General features: G+C 71.4%; 18 protein-coding genes. 9 read left to right on the top strand and 9 right to left on the bottom strand.

Annotated features, from left to right (window positions below; translation table 11 throughout):
• Window positions 1–37: 37 nt before the first annotated feature.
• Entirely contained in the window at window positions 38–400 is a 363-nt protein-coding gene (locus tag ACWPQI_RS07735) for a hypothetical protein (RefSeq protein ID WP_040275664.1), read from the bottom strand.
• A 203-nt stretch (window positions 401–603) separates the two neighbouring features.
• Between ACWPQI_RS07735 and ACWPQI_RS07730 the strand changes: the two genes are divergently transcribed.
• Complete coding sequence (locus tag ACWPQI_RS07730) at window positions 604–960, top strand: excalibur calcium-binding domain-containing protein (protein ID WP_010592342.1); 357 nt, start codon at window positions 604–606, stop codon at window positions 958–960.
• An 88-nt stretch (window positions 961–1,048) separates the two neighbouring features.
• On the opposite strand, the gene ACWPQI_RS07725 is transcribed toward ACWPQI_RS07730, so the two are convergent.
• From ACWPQI_RS07725 to ACWPQI_RS07710, 4 genes are all read right to left on the bottom strand, one after another.
• Window positions 1,049–1,765: a maleylpyruvate isomerase family mycothiol-dependent enzyme gene (locus tag ACWPQI_RS07725; RefSeq protein ID WP_010592343.1), complete on the bottom strand. Its 717-nt coding sequence runs from the start codon at window positions 1,763–1,765 to the stop codon at window positions 1,049–1,051.
• Window positions 1,766–1,775: 10 nt separating this feature from the next.
• Entirely contained in the window at window positions 1,776–2,597 is an 822-nt protein-coding gene (locus tag ACWPQI_RS07720; RefSeq protein WP_010592344.1) for a fumarylacetoacetate hydrolase family protein, read from the bottom strand.
• A 6-nt stretch (window positions 2,598–2,603) separates the two neighbouring features.
• Window positions 2,604–3,674, bottom strand: a complete 1,071-nt coding sequence (locus ACWPQI_RS07715) for a cupin domain-containing protein (protein WP_010592345.1) — start codon at window positions 3,672–3,674, stop codon at window positions 2,604–2,606.
• Between the two features lie 124 nt (window positions 3,675–3,798).
• The gene (locus ACWPQI_RS07710; RefSeq protein WP_010592346.1) at window positions 3,799–4,641 is read right to left on the bottom strand and encodes an IclR family transcriptional regulator; all 843 of its coding nucleotides are present in this window, start codon (window positions 4,639–4,641) and stop codon (window positions 3,799–3,801) included.
• A 48-nt stretch (window positions 4,642–4,689) separates the two neighbouring features.
• Here ACWPQI_RS07710 and ACWPQI_RS07705 point away from each other — a divergent pair, with 48 nt between their 5' ends.
• From ACWPQI_RS07705 to lhgO, 3 genes are all read left to right on the top strand, one after another.
• The gene (locus ACWPQI_RS07705) at window positions 4,690–5,940 is read left to right on the top strand and encodes an MFS transporter (protein WP_010592347.1); all 1,251 of its coding nucleotides are present in this window, start codon (window positions 4,690–4,692) and stop codon (window positions 5,938–5,940) included.
• Between the two features lie 37 nt (window positions 5,941–5,977).
• Entirely contained in the window at window positions 5,978–7,174 is a 1,197-nt protein-coding gene (locus tag ACWPQI_RS07700; protein WP_017681870.1) for an FAD-dependent monooxygenase, read from the top strand.
• 109 nt (window positions 7,175–7,283) lie between these two features.
• Window positions 7,284–8,489 carry an L-2-hydroxyglutarate oxidase gene (lhgO, locus tag ACWPQI_RS07695; protein WP_474738714.1) on the top strand — a complete coding sequence of 402 codons (1,206 nt, stop codon included), beginning with the start codon at window positions 7,284–7,286 and terminating at the stop codon, window positions 8,487–8,489.
• Between the two features lie 10 nt (window positions 8,490–8,499).
• Here the strand turns inward: lhgO and ACWPQI_RS07690 are convergent, their stop codons facing one another.
• A complete protein-coding gene (locus ACWPQI_RS07690) occupies window positions 8,500–9,147 on the bottom strand; it encodes a dihydrofolate reductase family protein (protein ID WP_010592350.1) in 648 nt (215 codons plus the stop codon).
• Window positions 9,148–9,235: 88 nt separating this feature from the next.
• A complete protein-coding gene (locus ACWPQI_RS07685) occupies window positions 9,236–9,943 on the bottom strand; it encodes a type 1 glutamine amidotransferase (protein ID WP_010592351.1) in 708 nt (235 codons plus the stop codon).
• Window positions 9,944–10,101: 158 nt separating this feature from the next.
• Between ACWPQI_RS07685 and ACWPQI_RS07680 the strand changes: the two genes are divergently transcribed.
• The 5 genes from ACWPQI_RS07680 to ACWPQI_RS07660 all read left to right on the top strand — a co-directional run bounded on the left by ACWPQI_RS07680 (window position 10,102) and on the right by ACWPQI_RS07660 (window position 14,232).
• A complete protein-coding gene (locus ACWPQI_RS07680) occupies window positions 10,102–10,755 on the top strand; it encodes an SDR family oxidoreductase (protein WP_017681872.1) in 654 nt (217 codons plus the stop codon).
• Window positions 10,756–10,836: 81 nt separating this feature from the next.
• Entirely contained in the window at window positions 10,837–11,358 is a 522-nt protein-coding gene (locus ACWPQI_RS07675; RefSeq protein WP_010592353.1) for a flavodoxin domain-containing protein, read from the top strand.
• Window positions 11,355–12,203, top strand: coding sequence for an alpha/beta fold hydrolase (locus tag ACWPQI_RS07670; RefSeq protein WP_238424135.1), 849 nt, complete (start codon window positions 11,355–11,357; stop codon window positions 12,201–12,203). The genes ACWPQI_RS07675 and ACWPQI_RS07670 overlap by 4 nt, the downstream gene beginning before the upstream one ends.
• 57 nt (window positions 12,204–12,260) lie before the next feature.
• Window positions 12,261–12,791 carry a flavodoxin domain-containing protein gene (locus ACWPQI_RS07665; protein WP_017681874.1) on the top strand — a complete coding sequence of 177 codons (531 nt, stop codon included), beginning with the start codon at window positions 12,261–12,263 and terminating at the stop codon, window positions 12,789–12,791.
• A gap of 421 nt (window positions 12,792–13,212) precedes the next feature.
• On the top strand, window positions 13,213–14,232 hold the full coding sequence (locus ACWPQI_RS07660; RefSeq protein WP_064065903.1) for an alpha/beta hydrolase: 1,020 nt from the start codon (window positions 13,213–13,215) through the stop codon (window positions 14,230–14,232).
• 59 nt (window positions 14,233–14,291) lie between these two features.
• Here the strand turns inward: ACWPQI_RS07660 and ACWPQI_RS07655 are convergent, their stop codons facing one another.
• Complete coding sequence (locus tag ACWPQI_RS07655; RefSeq protein ID WP_048773073.1) at window positions 14,292–16,262, bottom strand: FAD-dependent monooxygenase; 1,971 nt, start codon at window positions 16,260–16,262, stop codon at window positions 14,292–14,294.
• Between the two features lie 3 nt (window positions 16,263–16,265).
• Window positions 16,266–17,606, bottom strand: a complete 1,341-nt coding sequence (locus ACWPQI_RS07650) for an MFS transporter (protein ID WP_017681877.1) — start codon at window positions 17,604–17,606, stop codon at window positions 16,266–16,268.
• Window positions 17,607–17,698: the final 92 nt, after the last annotated feature.

The following is a 17,698-nucleotide window of genomic DNA, read 5'->3' as shown; positions in this document are numbered from 1 at the left end:
CGTCGGCACGCGGCCGCGCCCCAGCGCCGTCGATGACTCAGTCGTCGTCCCGGTCGTCGTCCCAATCGTCGTTGCCGTCGTCGTCTCGGTCGTCGTCCCGGTCGTTGCCGTCGTCGTCGAGGTCGTCACAGCGGTCGTCCCACGCCTCGAAGTGCTCCTCGACGTAGTCGGGGTACGCGTCGTCCCAGTCGTCGAACCACCCCTCGCAGGTGGTCACGTCGATCGCGGGCCACCCGTCCCCCGGCGGGACGACGACCGCGGCGGCACCGGGCTGGGGCGCCGACGTCGCCGGGACGCGAGGGGTGTCGTCGGAATCGTCTGCCGTCGCGACCCCCGCGGCACCGAGGGTCGCCGCCGCGGCGAGAGCGCCTACCGCGATCCACTTCCTGCCGAACTCCATGACCAACCTCCTGTCGGTGGTGCGCCCTGTTGCGCAACACCCACTCTCGATCCCGCGCGTGAAACCTCGGGGAGACCGGCATGAGGGAGTTCTCATGATCGAAAACCGGGGGGTGGGTGCTGTGCTGCGAGGCGCCGCACGGACAATCGATCGACCGCACGGATCCCCCGGTCCGTGCGTCGTCCCGAGAGAAAGAGACACGCATGAAGATTCGTCGACTCGTCGCCACCGCGGCCGGGTGCGCTGCCCTCGTCGTCGCCGCGCCGGCCACCGCGAACGCCTTCTCGCTCGCAGACCTGCTGCCCACCGGCTCCGCGGACTTCCTGTTTCCGCAGCCCGCGCCGCCGGCACCCGCCCCGGCACCCCAGGCCGCGCCGCCGGCTCCCGCCCCCGCCCCGGCGCCCCAGGCGGCCCCGGCCCCTGCGCCGAGCGCCGGCTACAAGAACTGCACGGAGGCGTGGAACGCGGGCGTGGCACCGCTGTACCGGGACGAGCCCGGCTATGCGCCGAAGCTGGACCGCGACGACGACGGCGTCGCGTGCGAGGTCGATCCCCGCTAGGACCGCCCTCCACGACAACGGGGGCCTGCGACCGTCGCCGGTCGCAGGCCCCCGTTGCAATATGCGGTGGTCGGAGCCGACGCGGTGGTCAGAGCCAGCGCGGCGGTTGTTCGTCGGCGCCGGCGGTGAGTCCGACGGCGCCGCGCCCGGCGGCCCAGCGCACGACGGCGGCGAGCGGGCCGCTCACCTTCGCGGTCGTGGCGGCATCGTCGCGGACCGCGATCGGGGCGCGCCCCTCCACCTCGAGCACGAGACCGGCCCCGAGGTCCTTCCTGCGCCACATGCCCACGACGTCGTCGAGCAGCGAGTCGAGGACGACGGGCGGGAAGTCGCCGAAGCGCGCGCCGTTGCCCAGGTCCACCGCGTGGATCCACACCTCGCGGGTGCGCATCCACGCGGTCTCCTCGGCCGGCACCATCCGGCCCTGTGCGGTGCGGACCTGTGCCTGCCACGCCGATTCCGGCAGGTGCCGCCACTTCTCGTCGAGCCGGGCCACGGTGTGGGCGAACAGGTTCCGCAGCGCCGCGGCGTTCAGGGTGGCGCCTTCGGCGATCTCCTGGGCGCGCTGCTCGGTGGAGGCGTACATGGGTGTCTCGACGCCCGTGGCCGCCCAGTCCATGAGCCGGCACAACGCCGCGGCGTTGTAGCCGACGTGCGCGACGAGGTGCTTGCGGGTCCATCCCTCGAGCGCGGTCGGGGTGTCCAGCTCGTCGTCGGTGAGTTCGGCGAGCCGCTGGGAGAAGTACGCGGTGCCGCGCCGGGCGATCAGCAGCCGCTCGGACAGGTCGAGATCGTTGAACCCCACAGGCATGCTCCTACTTGACGACGGTCTTGTTGCGCACCGTACCGAGGCCCTCGATGCTGACCTCGACCGTCTCCCCGTCGCCGATGTAGCGGGCGGGCTTGCGGGCGTGCCCCACCCCGCCGGTGGTGCCGGTGATGATGACGTCGCCGGGCTGCAGGGTGACGATGTGGGAGATGTAGTCCACCAGCTTGGCCGGGGTGAACACCAGGTCGTCGGTGGTGGCCGACTGCATGACCTCACCCTCGAGCCGGGTCTCGATGCGGCTGCCGAGGGTGTAGTCGGTGCTCAGGAACGGACCGAAGCCGCTGGTCTTCTCGAAGGTCTTGCCCTGGTCCCACTGCAGCGTGCGGTACTGGTAGTCGCGCATCGTGTAGTCGTTGATCACCGAGTAGCCGGCGATGTACTGCTCGGCGTCGGCCTCGGACACCTGGTACGCCTGCTTGCCGATCACGACGGCCAGCTCGGCCTCCCAGTCGAGCTGACCGGCGGCGTACTCGGGGACGATCACGTCGTCGTAGGGGCCGGTGAGGGCCTCCTTGAACTTCGAGAACAGCGTCGGATACTCGGGCAGGTCGCGGCCCATCTCCTTGATGTGGGTGGCGTAGTTCAGGCCGACGCAGACGATCTTGCCGGGGTTGGGCACGACCGGCGCGTAGTCGGCGTCCGTCAGGTCGACGGTGCGGCCGGCGGCCTGCTCGGCGACGGTCTTCCAGGTCGGGTCGGCCAGCAGTGCGGACAGGTCGGCGTAGCCGTCGACGACGGTGGCGGTGGTGTCGGAATCGACGCGCACGGCGGCGGTGGTGCCGTCGAGGCGGAGGGTGGCGAGTCGCATGTCGGGTCAGGCTCCTTCGGAGATGTAGGTGCGGTTGAAGTGCAGGCGTTCGACGATGGGGGCGTCGGAGAAGGCGAACAGGTCGACGCCGCCGTCGGTCTCGAGCGACCATTCCACCCAGGACGGCACGACGATCATGTCGCCCTTGGTGACGTCGTGGTCGGTGCCGCCGAGGTGGAACCGGCCTTCGCCCTCGAAGACCTGGAACACGGTCGAGCCGACGTCGCGCCGGGTGCGGGTGTGGGCGCCGGCCCGCAGCCGGTGGAACTCGGCGCGGATGGTGGGCATGACGTCGCCGCCGGTGGTCGGGTTGGTGTACCGGATCGCGGCATGGCCCGGTTCGGGGGTGGCGGCGTAGCCCTCGTCCTCGAGGGCGAGCTGCTCGTTCAGCGCGGCGTCGGTGTACTTCCAGCGGTAGCACGCGATCGGCGAGCTGGCCTTGGCGTCGAGACCGACCAGCGGGCGCAGGCCCGGGTGCACCCACAGCCGCTCGGACCGGGAGACGTCGGGGGTGGACTCGTCGGTCACGCCGTCGGATCCGAACTCGAAGAACCCGGTGTCGGTGTAGTTGACGAACGGGATGTCGAGGCCGTCGATCCACGCCATCGGGTGGTCGGTCTCGTTGTGGTGCCCGTGGAAGTTCCAGCCGGGGGTGAGCAGGAAGTCGCCGCGGCACATGGCCACCGGATCGCCGTTGACCACGGTCCACACGCCTTCACCCTCGACGACGAACCGGAAGGCGTTCTGCGAGTGCCGGTGCTCGGGCGCGGTCTCCTTGGGTCCGAGGTACTGGATCGCCGCCCACAGCGTGGGGGTGACGTAGGGGACGCCGCCGAGTCCGGGGTTGGCCAGGGCGATGGCACGCCGCTCACCGCCGCGGCCCACGGGGACGAGGTCACCGGCCCGCTGAGCGAGCGGGTACAGGGTCGACCACTTCCACACGAACGGCACGGCCTTCGACGTCGGCACCATCGGCATCAGGTCGCCGAGCTGGGTCCACAGCGGGTTGAGGTGCTCGGCCTCGAAGTCCGTGTAGAGCTGCTGCAGCTCGGGATCGGTGTTCTCGGTTGCGGTCATGACCTCTCCTCGTGAAGCGGGACACCTGCGGCGTTGCTCTCAACGTAGGTCGCCCGGTCCCGCGCCGCCCATGCAATTCTGCTATACGGAATCCGAGGCCCGATCCGTGCCGCATCGCCCCGCGTCACTCGATGTGCGCTACCTCGACCTCGATCCCCCGGATCGCGGTCCGCATCCGGGAGACGAGAGAGCCGTCGAGGTGCTGGCGGTAGCGCGTGATCGGCACCGCCGCCGTGAGCGCCGCGATCGCCCGCCCGTGCCCGTTGCGGACGGCGACGCCGAACGCGGCGACCCCCTCCTCCGTCTGCTCGACGTTGACGGCGAACCCCACCTTGCGGGCCGCCTCGAGCTCGGTGAGGAACACCTCGAACTCGCCGGGGGCGAGCCGGCGGTCCACCCCGTAGCCCACCGTCGGGCGCGGATCGACGTGCGGCTCCTCGGGCGGTCGCAGGTAGAGCTGCTCCAGCGTCTGTCTCGGCAACTCCGCCAACAGGATTCGACCACCGGCGGTGAGCTCCGCGGGAAGCACCTGGCCCTGCCGGTCGCCGACCCGCAGCATCGACTCGGATTCCGCGGAGTAGAGGAACCGGGCCTGCGACCCCACCCGGACGACGAGGTTGATCGTCTCGCCGGTCAGGATCGCCAGCGCCTCCATGTGCGGCCTGCTGAGGTCGGCGAGCTCGCGCGTCCAGCCCTGCTGTGCGGGCCCCACCCCCATCGCCGGCCCGGGATGGTAGCGGCGCTTCTCGTCCTGCACGGCGAACCCGCGGTAGACCAGCATCGAGAGCAGACGGTGGGCCGTCGACGGCGCCGTCCCGAGTTCCTCCGCGGCGTCCTTGAGCCGCAGCGCGCCGACGTCGCGGAGCATCTGCAGCAGCCGCAGCGCGTTGTCCACCGACTCGAGCGCGTACGACGGCCGGGTGATGGTCTTGGACGCCCTCTTCGGCGCCGACGGTTTTTTCTGCACAACAGAACTTTATTGCAGCGGCGGAGTGGGGCGCATCACGGTAGAAGCATGCACAGTTCCCCCGACGCCGTCGCCACCGGCGACCGCACGATCGTCCTGCATCGCGGGACAGCGCTCGCCGTGATCGTCTGCTGGCTGTTCGTCGTCTTCGACGGCTACGACCTCATCGTCTACGGCAACGTCATCTCGAGCCTCCAGGACGAGTGGGGCATCAGCGCCGCGACCGCCGGCACCCTCGGCAGCCTCGCCTTCCTCGGCATGATGATCGGCGCGGTGCTCGCCGGGCGCCTGTCCGACGCGATCGGCCGCAAGCAGGCCGTCATCGGCTGCGTCGTGGTGCTGTCGGTGTTCACCACGCTCTGCGCCGTCGCCACCGGCCCCATCATGTTCGGGGCGATGCGGCTGATCGCCGGCCTGGGCCTCGGCGGCCTGGTCCCCACGTCGAACGCGCTGGCCGCCGAACTGGTCCCGCCGCGATGGCGTGCGGCCGTCGCGACGATGATGATGTCGGGCGTGCCGATCGGCGGGTCCGTCGCGGCCCTGCTCGGCATCCCCGTCATTCCCCACTGGGGCTGGCGCCCGATGTTCCTGTTCGCCCTCGTGCCCCTGTTCGTCCTGGTGCCGTTGGCGCTGAAGTACCTGCCCGACACGCATTCCAAGACGGACGCCCCCACCGGCGGCGGCTTCCGCGAGCTGCTCGGGTCGCGGTTCCGGACCATCAGCGTCATGTTCGCTCTCGTCACCGTGGTGACGCTGCTCGCCTGGTACGGCCTGGGCACCTGGCTGCCGAAGCTCATGCAGAACACCGGCACCGACCTCGGCAGCGCCCTGACCTTCGCGCTCGCGCTGAACCTCGGCGCGGTGGCCGGCTCGTTCATCACCGCGTGGGGCGGCGTGCGGTTCGGCACCGTGCCCACGAGCATCGTCGCCGCGTTCGTCGCCGGTGTCGCGCTGCTCGCCCTGCTGCTCTCCCCGCCCACCGCGATCGTGTACGCGATCTTCGTGCTCGCCGGCGTCGGCACCCACGGAACGCAGTGCCTGATCATCGCGGCGGTGGCCTCCTACTACCCCGACCACCTGCGCGGCACCGCGCTCGGCTGGGCTCTGGGTGTCGGCCGGATCGGCGCCGTCGCGGCCCCGCAGATCGGCGGCTGGCTGCTCGCCGCCGGGCTGGGCGCGAACTCCAACTTCATCCTCTTCGCCGTGAGCGCACTGATCGCCTCGCTGCTGCTGACCGTCGTGTGGAAGCGATTCCCCGTCAGCGACGACGCGCCGCGCGGCCCGATCCTCGCCCACTGATCCACCCCTCATCCCGATACCGATCACAAGGAGTGTCATGTCCGATCTGAAGGACGCCCGGGTTCTCGTCGCCGGCGGCGGCATCGGCGGCGTCGCCAACGCCCTCGCCCTCGCCCTCCGGGGTGCCGAGGTCACGCTGTTCGAGCGCGCGTCGGAATTCGGCGAGGTGGGCGCCGGACTGCAGATCGGCCCGCACGGCTCCCGCATCCTCCAGGCGCTCGGCGTCTACGACGAGGTCATCTCCAAGGGGGTCCTGCCGAAGAACCTCGTCTTCCGCGACGCCGTCACCGCCGAGATCCTCACCAAGGTCGACCTCGGCCACGACTACCAGCAGCACTACGGCGGGGTGTACTTCGTCGTGCACCGTTCCGATCTGCACTCGGTGCTCGTCGAGGCCGCCCGCCGGGCCGGCGCCGACCTGCGCACCGACGCCGCCGTGCACGACGTCGTCACCGAGGGCGACAAGGTCCGCGTCATCCTCGAGAGCGGCGAGGAGCACGTCGGCGACATCGCCCTCGGCATGGACGGCCTGCACTCGCGGCTGCGCCCGAAGCTGTCCGACGACAAGCCGGTCGGCTCCGGGTACGTCGCCTTCCGCGGCACGTTCCCGATGGACGAGGTCCCCCTCGAGGAGGAGATCGAGGACGTCGTCGGTTACATCGGCCCGCGCTGCCACTTCATCCAGTACCCGCTGCGCCAGGGCGAGATGCTCAACCAGGTGGCCGTCTTCCAGTCGCCCGCCTTCCTGCGCGGCGAGGAGAAGTGGGGCAGCCCCGAAGAACTCGCGCACGCCTACGACCACTGCCACGAGAGCGTGCAGACCGCGCTGAAGTACCTGTGGACCGACCGGTGGTGGCCGATGTTCGACCGCGACCCGATCGACAACTGGGTCGACGGCCGCATGATCCTGCTCGGCGATGCCGCCCATCCCCCGTTGCAGTACCTCGCCTCCGGCGCCGTGATGGCCCTCGAGGACGCCAAGTGCCTGGCCGACTACGCCGCCGAGGACTACCGGGGCGACAACGCCAACTGGCCGCAGATCCTGCGTGACGTCAACGCCGAACGCGCCCCGCGCTGCAACCGCATCCTCACCACCGGCCGCATGTGGGGCGACCTGTGGCACCTCGACGGCGCCGGCCGCGAGGCCCGCAACGAGCTGTTCCGCACCCGCGACACGTCGAGCTACAAGTACACCGACTGGCTCTGGGGCTACAGCTCCGACCGCCACCGCTGACTCCCACCGTCGCCGGTCCGATCGCCCGAATGCGCGGGCCGAATGTCACACCGGTTCGATTGAATCGAACCGGTGTGACATTCGGCCACGGGCTCGTAGGCTGGCGCGCATGGGGTCACTGCGGGCTGCCGTCGTGGGTGGGGGGATCATCGGGGCCGCCACCGCGCGCGAGCTGGCGACGCACGGCGCCGACGTCACGCTGTTCGAGAAGGAGCCCCGGCTCGCCGCGCACCAGACCGGTCACAACAGCGGCGTCGTGCACGCCGGGCTGTACTACCCGCCCGGCAGCCTCAAGGCACGCCTGTGCCGGCGCGGGGTGCACCTGCTCGCCGAGTTCACCGCCGCCCGCGCCCTGCCGTACGACGAGTGCGGCAAGATCGTCGTCGCACTCGACGCGAGCGAGCTCGACCGGCTCGACGCCATCCACGAACGCGCCGTCGCCAACGGCGTGCCCGGGATCCGCCGCATCGGGCCGGAGGAGATCACCGACATCGAGCCACACGCGCGCGGCATCTCCGCGCTGCACTCCCCGCACACCGCGATCGTCGACTACGTCGCGGTGACCACCGCCCTCGCCGACGACGTCACGGCGTCGGGCGGCACCGTCCGCCTGGCCACACCCGTCACGGCGATCCGCCCCCGCGGCGACGAGGTGCTCGTCGGCACCGGCACCGGCACGGACGGCTTCGACCTGGTGATCACGTGCGCGGGCCTGCAGTCGGACCGGCTCGCCCACGACGCCGGGGACCCCGCGACGCCCGCGATCGTGCCGTTCCTCGGCGACTACCACCTGCTGCGGCCCGACGTGGCCGGGCGGGTGCGCGGACTGATCTATCCGGTACCCGATCCGCGGTACCCGTTCCTCGGGGTCCACCTGGCCAAACGGATCGACGGGGCGATCATGCTGGGGCCCAACGCATTCCTGGCGCCGGGACGCGAAGCGTACGACGGCCGGTCGAGGTCGCTGCGGGACCTGCGCGACGCCGTGCTCTTCCCCGGCTTCCGCAGGTTCGCCGCACGCAACGTCCCGGCCGCGATGCGCGAGCTGCGCACGGCGGTCAGCATCCGGCGGTTCGTCGCCGAGGCCGCGAAGTACGTGCCCGGACTGACCGTCGCCGACGTGCTGCCGGGCCCGCGGGGGATCCGCGCGCAGGCAATGGACGCCGACGGCTCGCTCGTCGACGACTTCGTCATCACCGGGCACGGGCGGGTGGTGCACCTGCGCAATGCGCCCTCCCCCGGCGCGACGTCGTCGATGGCGATCGCCGAGTACCTCGTGGACGCGGCCCTCGAACGGGCGGGCCTGCGGACCTGACGCCCCGGTGTCACCGTCGCCAGAACAGGTGGTGGATCACGCCGCTCGGGCTGGGCACGACCTCGAGGTGGAACCGATCGAGCAGCTCGTCGGGCGACTCCCACAGGCGCACCCCGGCTCCGAGCTGCACCGCCGGTACGACCGCCACGTGCATGGTGTCGACGAGGTCCGCGTCGAGGAACTCCCGGATGGTGGTGGCCCCGCCCCCGAGCCGGACGTCCTTGCCCTGCGCCGCCTCCCGCGCCTGCGTGAGGACCGTGGCCGGGTCGCCGTCGACGAAGTGGAACGTCGTGTCGGACAGCGTGAACGACGGTCGCGGATGGTGGGTCAGCACGAACACCGGGGTGTGGAAGGGCGGTTCGCCGCCCCACCAGCCGCGCCAGTCGTGGTCCTGCCACGGCCCCCGTTGCGGACCGAACTTGTTCCGGCCCATGATCTCGGCACCGATGTTGCGGGCGAAGTCCCGCGTGAAGTAGTCGTCGAGGCCCCGGCTCCCGCCCGGATCGGTACGGTTGGGCCAGCTCGCGGTCGCGCCGGCCCACGCGAACATCGAACCGGGGTCCGCGTGCCCGAACGGCCGCTCGAGGCTCTGGCCTTCCCCGGCTCCGAAACCGTCCCCCGAGACGGCGAAGTTCTGAACCCTCACCAGCTGATCCACCGGGCACCTCCTGCACTGTCGACAGCATTGCACAGGTTCGGACTCCGCGAGGCGGGCAAACTCATCGGCGCACGAGGGATCCGTCCGTTCACACGACGTACGTCTCGAGCCACCGCTTCATCACGGCGGTGGCGTGCGCGAGCGTCTCGGGCTGCACCGACCGCAGGTCGGCGGCGACGGCGTCGGCCGCCCCGGCCCCGAGGGTCGCCTCCAGCGACGCCCGGTACTCGTCGATCGCGAGCCAGTCGGCCAGCTGGTCGGCATCGGCCTCGAGATGGAACTGCACCCCGTAGCTGCTCCCGTGCCGGAACACCTGGTTCGGGTAGGCCCGCGACGAGGCGAGCAGGGTGGCGCCCGGCGGCAGGTCGAAGGTGTCGGCGTGCCACTGCAGCACCGGGAAGGTGGACGGCAGCTCGCCCCACACCGGGTCGGCGGCCGAGGCGTGCGCGAGTTCCACCTCGCCCACGCCGACCTCCGGGACGGGGCCGGTGTGGACGTCGGCGCCGAGGGCCGCGGCGAGCAGCTGGGCGCCGAGGCACACCCCCCACACCGGAATGCCGGCGGCCACGGCCGCCCGCAGGTAGGCGATCTCCTCGCCGAGCCACGGCACCGTCGCGGCGTCGGCGACGCCCATCGGGCCACCCATGACCACGACGGCGGCGTAGTCGAGCGCGGCGGGCACCGGGTCGCGCCAGAGCCGCACGGTGTGGACCTGCACGTACTGCTCGAGCACCGGCAGATACGCGGCCGGGCCCTCGCAGTCGAGGTGGCGGAGTTCCAGGACGACAGGGTTCATCGCCTCAGCATGCCCGCTGCACGTTGCCCCGCGGGTGCCCGGAGCGTGAACGTTCGGTGAGCGAACGTCGCCGTCGGTGCTCCCCCACCGACGACCGTCGCCGTGGTGCGATGGGGGAAGGCGGCCCGACGGGCGGGCCCGCGACGGAAGGATTCGACATGGCACGGATCGTGATCATCGGCGGCCACGGGAAGGTGGCCCTGCACCTCGAGCGGCTGCTCGCCGACGCCGGCGACGAGGTGACCGCGGTGATCCGCAACCCCGACCACGCCGACGACGTGCGCGCCGCAGGTGCGACGCCGGTCGTGGCCGACGTCGAGCACTTCGGCGTCGACGACCTCGTGCCGCTGCTCGAGGGGCACGACGCGGTGGTGTGGTCGGCGGGCGCGGGCGGCGGCAACCCGCAGCGCACGTACGCCGTGGACCGCGACGCGGCGATCGGGTCCATGACCGCGGCCGAGCGTGCGGGGGTCCGCCGCTACGTGATGGTGTCGTACTTCGGGGCCGGCCCGGACCACGGCGTTCCCGAGGACAACGGCTTCTACGCGTATGCCGAGGCGAAGGCGGCCGCGGACGCGCACCTGCGCGGCACGGACCTGGACTGGACGATTCTGGGCCCGAGCGCGCTGACCCTCGATCCGCCGACCGGCCGGATCGAGACCGGCCCGGACGCCGGCAAGGGACAGGTCTCGCGGGCGGATGTGGCGGCGGTCGCGGCCGCGGTACTGCACCGGCCCGCGACGGTGCGACGCACGATCGAGTTCAACAACGGGGACACCCCGATCGGGGACGTCCTCGACGCGCTCGGCTGAGCCGCCCTTGACGGACGCCGCGGGCGAGGCCGATCGTGGACACCGTCGGCAGTATCGCGGCTCGACGACAGGGGCACCACCATGAAGGTTCTCGTTGCGTACGCCAGCCGGCACGGCGCCACCGCCGGGATCGCGGAGCGGATCGCCGAGGTGATCCGGGCGGAGGGGCACACGGCGGACACGGTGCAGCTCCCGGCTGCGACCTCGGTGGACGACTACGACGCGTGCGTCGTCGGCAGTTCCGCGTACCTGGGGCACTGGGAGAAGGCGGCGAGCGCATTCGTCCGCGAGCACCGCGACGGGCTCGTCGCCCGCCCGGTCTGGCTGTTCACCAGCGGACCGCTCGGCACCGAGGAGGTCGACGAGCAGGGACAGAACGTGCGGGAGAGCGCGGCCCCGCGGGAACTGCCGGAGCTGACCGATGCGATCGCACCCCGGGAGCATCACGTCTTCTTCGGCGCGCTGGACCCGAAGACGCTCGGGGTCGGGGCGCGGGTGATGCGCAAGCTTCCTGCCGGCCGGAAGCTGCTGCCCGAAGGAGATTTCCGGGACTGGCAGGAGATCGAGGACTGGGCGCGGAGCATCGTCCGGGCGCTGGCGTGATCGCAACACAGGAGGGCGCCTGGGACTCGGGCATGCCCTACCTGTGCGCCGGGACGGGCCCGCCCCTGCTGTTCATGCCCGGATTGTCGACTCACCACCGGCTGCCCCGCGGCTTCGACCGGCGCACCCAGCTCGCGCAGATCGCGCCCTGGACGACGATGCGGCGGGTGTGGTGGGTGAACCGCCGGCCGGGCCTGCCGCCGGGGACCACCATGGCCGATCTCGCCCGCGACTACGCGGTGGCGATGCCCGGCCGCTTCCCCGGTCCGGTCGATGCGCTCGGCATCTCGACCGGCGGCAGCGTCGCGCTCCAGTTGGCTCTCGACCATCCGGAGCTGGTGCGCCGGCTGGTGCTCGTGGCCTCGGCGGCCCACCTCGGCCCGGGCCGCGACGTGCAGCGTCGGGCCGCGGCGGCCGTGCGGGCGGGGCACCCGCGGCGGGCGATGGCGGAACTCGCGGCGACGACGGGGGCGCGGCGATGGTCGCGCGCGCTGCTGTGGGTGCTGGGATGGCTGCTCGAGCCGTCGGGGGCCCGGCACGGGTACGACGATTTCCTCGTCGTGGTCGACGCCGAGGACCGGTTCGACGTGACCGCCCGGCTCGCCGAGGTGACGTGTCCGGTGCTGGTGCTCGGCGGTGACCGGGACGGGTTCTACGGCGCCGACCTGTTCCGGGAGGTGGCGGCCGCCGTGCCGCGGGGACGAGCCGTCGTCCGGCCCGGGGTGGGCCATCTGGGCGTGATGACCGGCGACCGGTGGGTGCGGGACGCGTCGAGCTTCCTCGACACGCCCGACGCGCCGGGCTTCCCCGAGACGTGGCAGCCACCCTCCGTCGCGGCCGGATAATCGGCACGTCCGGCGTGGCCGGATGATCATCGGGACAGGCCGGCGGAGGGAGCGCACGTGAAGGTACTGGTCGCGTACACGACGGCGTACGGGGCGACGCGCGGCGTGGCGGAACGGATCGCGCAGCGGCTCACCGAGGCCGGGCACGAGGCGGACCTGCACGATCTCGCCGAGCCGGTCGATCCGTCGGCCCATGCCGCCGTCGTGCTCGGCAGCTCGGTGCACAACGGGCAGTGGCTCGCTCCCGCCGCCCGATTCGCGGATCTGCATCGCGCGCACCTCGCGGGCAAGCCCGCGTGGTTGTTCTCGGTGCAGACCATCGGTGCGACGAGCGCGATGATCTCCGGGCGGCTCGCCGGCTGGGTGCGGCCGAAGATGAAGGAACCGAAGGTGGCGGCGACGCTGCGGGCGACGGCGACGGTGCGCGAGTACCGGGCCTTCGCGGGCGCGATCGAGCCGGAGCAGTGGCCGGGGATCGTGGGCCGGGTGGTGTTCCGCCTCGCCGGCGGCCGATACGGCGATCACCGGGACTGGGCCGACATCGATGCCTTCGCCGCCCGGATCATCCGGAATATCGACCGGCCGTAGCCGAAAATCACGTTTCCGGTCGACCTCGTATTTCACGCGAAAGGCACATTTCGGCTATTTTCCGGCGCATCTTCGCGCGGGTCCGGCAGAAATTGTATTTCACCGGCGGAACGCCCTGAACAGCGACGATATACGACGATCGCCAAAACAGGTTGATCGGTATCTTCGTACGCCTGCGACACGCCCGCGCCCCGTGTTACACATGGAGCGGACACCCGCACATCGAACGGAAGGACTCGCATGTCAGCGCAAATTCTGGAATTGCTCGGCTCCCTCGACCTCGGAGAAATCCTGAAGCGCCTGCTGGACAGTCTCGGTAGTTGATCATCGGAGAAGCGAGGGTCCGCACACGCCCCGTGCGGACCCTCTCCCGTCGCAGCATCGAAGATCCGGGACCCGCCGACCCTCGAAGGTGACTCACATGCGCCGTGCGCGATCGTCCCGCTCGCGAACGACCGCGGCGCTGGCGGCCGTCCTGGCCGGGGCCGCCCTCGTCGTCGGTGCACCCGCGGCCGCCCAACCCGATCCCGGCGGCTCGTACATCCAGCGGGTCGAGGAGCACGGCGCCCGGCAGCGCACCCTGTTCGTGTATTCGGCGTCGATGCAGCGCGTGATCCCGGTGGCCGTGCTGACGCCGCGGGACACCGGCGCCCCACGCCCGGTGCTCTACCTGCTCGCCGGCGCGGGCGGCGGCGACGGCGGCACCCTCACCTGGCTCGACCGCACCGACGTGGCCGACTTCTTCGCCGACAAGGACGTCAACGTCGTGCTGCCGCTCGACGGCGCGTTCAGCTACTACACCGACTGGAAGCAGGACGACCCCGTCCTCGGCCGGAACAAGTGGACGACCTTCCTGACCCGCGAACTGCCGCCGATCGTCGACGCGGCTCTCGGCACCACGGGAGCCAATGCCATTGCGGGACTGTCGATGTCGGGAACGTCGGTCCTGAGCCTCGTGCAGTCCGCACCGGGGCTGTACCGCGGGGTCGGCGCGTTCAGCGGCTGCGCCCAGACCAGCACCCGTCCCGGCCGGACCTACGTCGAGCTCGTCGTCGAGGTGCGCGGCGGAGGCGACACCGACAACATGTGGGGACCCGAGGGCGATCCCGCATGGGTGGCGAACGACCCGTACGTCAACGCCGAGAAGCTACGCGGAACACAGATCTACCTGTCCAACGGCACCGGGCTGCCCGGTCCGTACGACCGGCTCGATCATCCGAACGTCGGCGGCGACCCGGCGAACCTCGCCGAACAGGTCGTCGTGGGAGGCATCATCGAGGCCGCCACCAACGAGTGCACACACCAGCTGGCCCGCCGCCTCGCCGAGCTCGGCATCCCGGCCACCGTCGACTTCCGGCCCGTGGGTACCCATTCGTGGGGCTACTGGCAGGAGGACCTGCACCGCGCGTGGCCCATGCTCGGTGCCTCGGTGGGTGCCTGAGAGACACGACGGCGCCGACGCCCGGGATCGCCGGGCGCCGGCGCCGCCGCCGGACGGAATCAGGCCTGTGGCGCCAGTTCCCGGGCGGACACCGGCGACGTGTCGGTCGCCGCTGCGATGGCTTCTTCGAACTCGCGGTGACCGGCCTGCGACCCGAGCTGCAGCGCGAGCCGCACCAAGAACCCTTCCCGGTCGGACGGATCGACCTGGTCGAGCGCGTCGGACAGGCCGAGCCAGACGTTCTCACGACGCTGCTCGCCCTCTGTGAGGATCTGCGCCGGGCGCGCGGGAACCGCCGGTCCCTCGGGGGCCGTGCCGGCGCGGAGCGCGGCGGCGACGCCGGACAGGTCGCCGACCGGCACCCGGCACAGCAGCAGCCCGTCGGGCCGGATCACGAAGGCCTCGCCCGGGGTCGCGCCCAGCGCCTCGGCCAGGTCGGGCGCGTCGAGCACCGTGACATCATCGGAACCGTCGGCACCGGAACCGTCGGCACCGGAACCGTCGGCACCGGAACCGTCGGCACCGGAACCGTCGGCACCGACGACGACGGCACGCACGCTCTCCGGCGCCAGCGCGGCGGCGAGGTCGGCCGTGGCCGCCGCGAGCGCGGCGCTGCCGGCGGCGTCGAGCCCGAAGCCCACGACGGCGAACCCGGTGCCGCGCACCGCGTTGAGCGACGACTCGGTGCCGCCGCCGGCGGTGGCGACCCGCACGCGGCGGTCCTCGACGGGGTCGCCGGGCAGGACCCCGGTCAGGCCTTCCGCGACCGGCCAGGTCAGCGGCGACAGGCGGGCGTGGGTGGCGCTGGACTGGCGCGGGTTGATCAGTTCCCCGAATTCGGGGCGGTTCACGGCGAGCGCGAGCACGGCATCGCGGGTGGTGCGGTAGCCGTGGGTGCCCGGGGACATGATGAGCGTGGACTTACCGGCGTTGGCGACGTTCTGCTCCCACGCGTCGTGTCGTTCGATCGAGTACGCCTGCAGCAGCGCGCGGTCGGCGTTGCCGTGGACGACGGCGGCGAGCTGCCAGGCCAGGGTCTCGGCGTCCTCCATGCCGGAGTTCAGGCCGCGCACGCCGAAGATCGGCACGAGGTGCGCGGCGTCGCCGGCGAAGAGGAGGCGGTCGTGGGTGAACTCGCGCAGCGCGAGGGCGCGGGCGCTGTAGAACCCGTGCCACTCGAGCGTCCAGGGCAGGTCGTTCTGCAGCCAGTCCAGGTGCTTGGTGATGCGGGCCCGGATGGCGTCCTCGCGGGTCTCGATCTCCGCGTCCTCGGACGGATCGAGCTGGTAGTCGATGCGCCAGATGTTCTTCGGCTGCTTGTGCATGATGATCGTCGAGCCGGGGTTGCTGGGCGGATCGAACCAGACCATCCGCTCGGCGGGCAGCTCCGACTCCCAGTGGATGTCGGCGATGACGTAGCGGCCCTCGTAGTTGGTGCCCTCGAGTCGCAGACCGGCGAGCTCACGCATGCGGCTGCGGCCGCCGTCGGCGGCGACGACCCATGCGGCCCGCAGGTGGCGCTTGCCGAAGGCGGTGTCGACCTCCAGGGTCACCTGGTCGTCGTCGCGCAGGATGCCGGCGATGCTCGCCTGCCAGTGCAGGGTGATCAGCGGGTTCTGCTCGATGGTGTCGACGACGATCTGCTCGTACTCGGACTGCGAGACATTGATCATCGGCGGTCGCACGTCGAACTCGCGCTGCGGCATCCGGAAGTGCAGCACCTGCTGGTCACGGTAGAAGCTGCGGCCGCCGACCCAGGGCAGGACGATCTTCTCCAGCTCGGCGCCGAAGCCGAGACGTGCGGCGGCCTCGAGGCTGTGCCGGGAGATGCAGATGGCACGGCTGCCGAAGGAGACCTGGTCTGCCGCCTCGAGGATCGTCACGGGGATGCCGCGCTGGGCGAGGCCGAGGGCGACGGCCATGCCGACGGGTCCGGCTCCGACGACGACCACGGGCAGCGCCTCGGCGTCGGGTTGCATCGACGCGAAGTCGGAGGCGGGGTACTTGCGGGGCTGGTAGTAGGTCGACATGTCTCAGGCCACTTCCTGCTCGGACCGACGGGACTGCGCCACCGCGACCGCCGGGTCGTGCGGGTGACGGAGAAGGAGGATGCTGACCAGGCTGACGAGCGCGATCAGCACGAAGTACGCGGTGACGGCGAGCGAGGTGCCGAAGGCCGCGAAGAGGGAGGTCGCCACGATGGGGGCGAGGCCGCCGCCGAGGATCGCCCCGATCTGGTAGCCGAGCGACGCGCCGCTGTACCGGATGTGGGCGGGGAACAACTCGGCGAACAGGGCGGACTGGGGTCCGGCGCAGGCACCGAGGACGAAGCCGAGGGCGACCATCGCGACGAGCATCACGGGCAGCATCGCGGTGTCCATCAGCGGGAAGAACAGGGCCGCGACGATCACGAGGGCGCTCGAGCTGATGATGTAGACCCGGCGCCGGCCGATGATGTCGGACTTGTAGGCGCTGATCGCCATGCCGGCCATCCAGAACGGGCACGAGGCGATGAGCAGGAACAGCATCGTCGACTTGCCGAAGCCCAGCTCCGCTTCGCCGTACTTGAGGACGTAGACCATGTAGGCGTAGGCGATGCCGTTGGTGGCGACGAAGGTGCCGCCGGCGAGCAGCACGGTCTTCCAGTGCTTGACGAGGACCTCGGCGAGCGGGAGCTTGACCTCACCGGCCGCGTCGCGGCTGGCCTCGAAGTCGGCGCTCTCCTCGAGCCCGAGCCGGATCCACAGGGCGACGACGACGAGGACGGCGCTGAGCAGGAACGGCACGCGCCAGCCCCAGGCCGCGAAGGCGGCGTCGTCGAGGACGGCCGTCAGCGGCAGGAAGACGAGATTGGCGAGGAGGACGCCCGCGGGGACGCCGATCTGGGGGGCGGCGCCGTAGAGGCCGCGCTTGCCGCGCGGGGCGTTCTCGGTGGCGACGAGGACCGCGCCGCCCCATTCGCCGCCGACGCCGAGGCCCTGGACGAAGCGCAGGGCCACCAGCAGGATCGGGGCGGCGACGCCGATGGCGGCGTAGTTGGGCAGCAGGCCGATCGCGACGGTCGCGAAGCCCATCAGCAGCAGCGAGGTGACGAGCATCGACTTGCGGCCGACGCGATCGCCGAAGTGACCCATGACGATGCCGCCGATGGGCCGGGCCACGAAGCCGACGGCGAGGGTCGCGAAGGCGGCGAGGGTGCCGGCCAGTTCGGAGGTTCCGGGGAAGAACTGCGGCCCGAGCACGAGGGCCGCGGCGGTGCCGTAGATGAAGAAGTCGTACCACTCGATCGCGGTGCCGACGAAGCTGCCGAGCGCGGCCTTGCGGGCCTTGCGCTGCAGTACCTCCGGCGAGGGTGCCGGTGCGGTGATCGTCATGGATGCTTGCCTTTCACGATGCGGCCCGCGTCACGGCGGACCCGGCAAGCATGACCCCCATCACAAGCCGTTGAAAAGCTCAACTATTCGCG

The sequence above is a fragment of the Rhodococcus sp. LMD genome (assembly GCF_056108245.1).
This window is presented reverse-complemented; position numbering and strand designations above follow the sequence as displayed.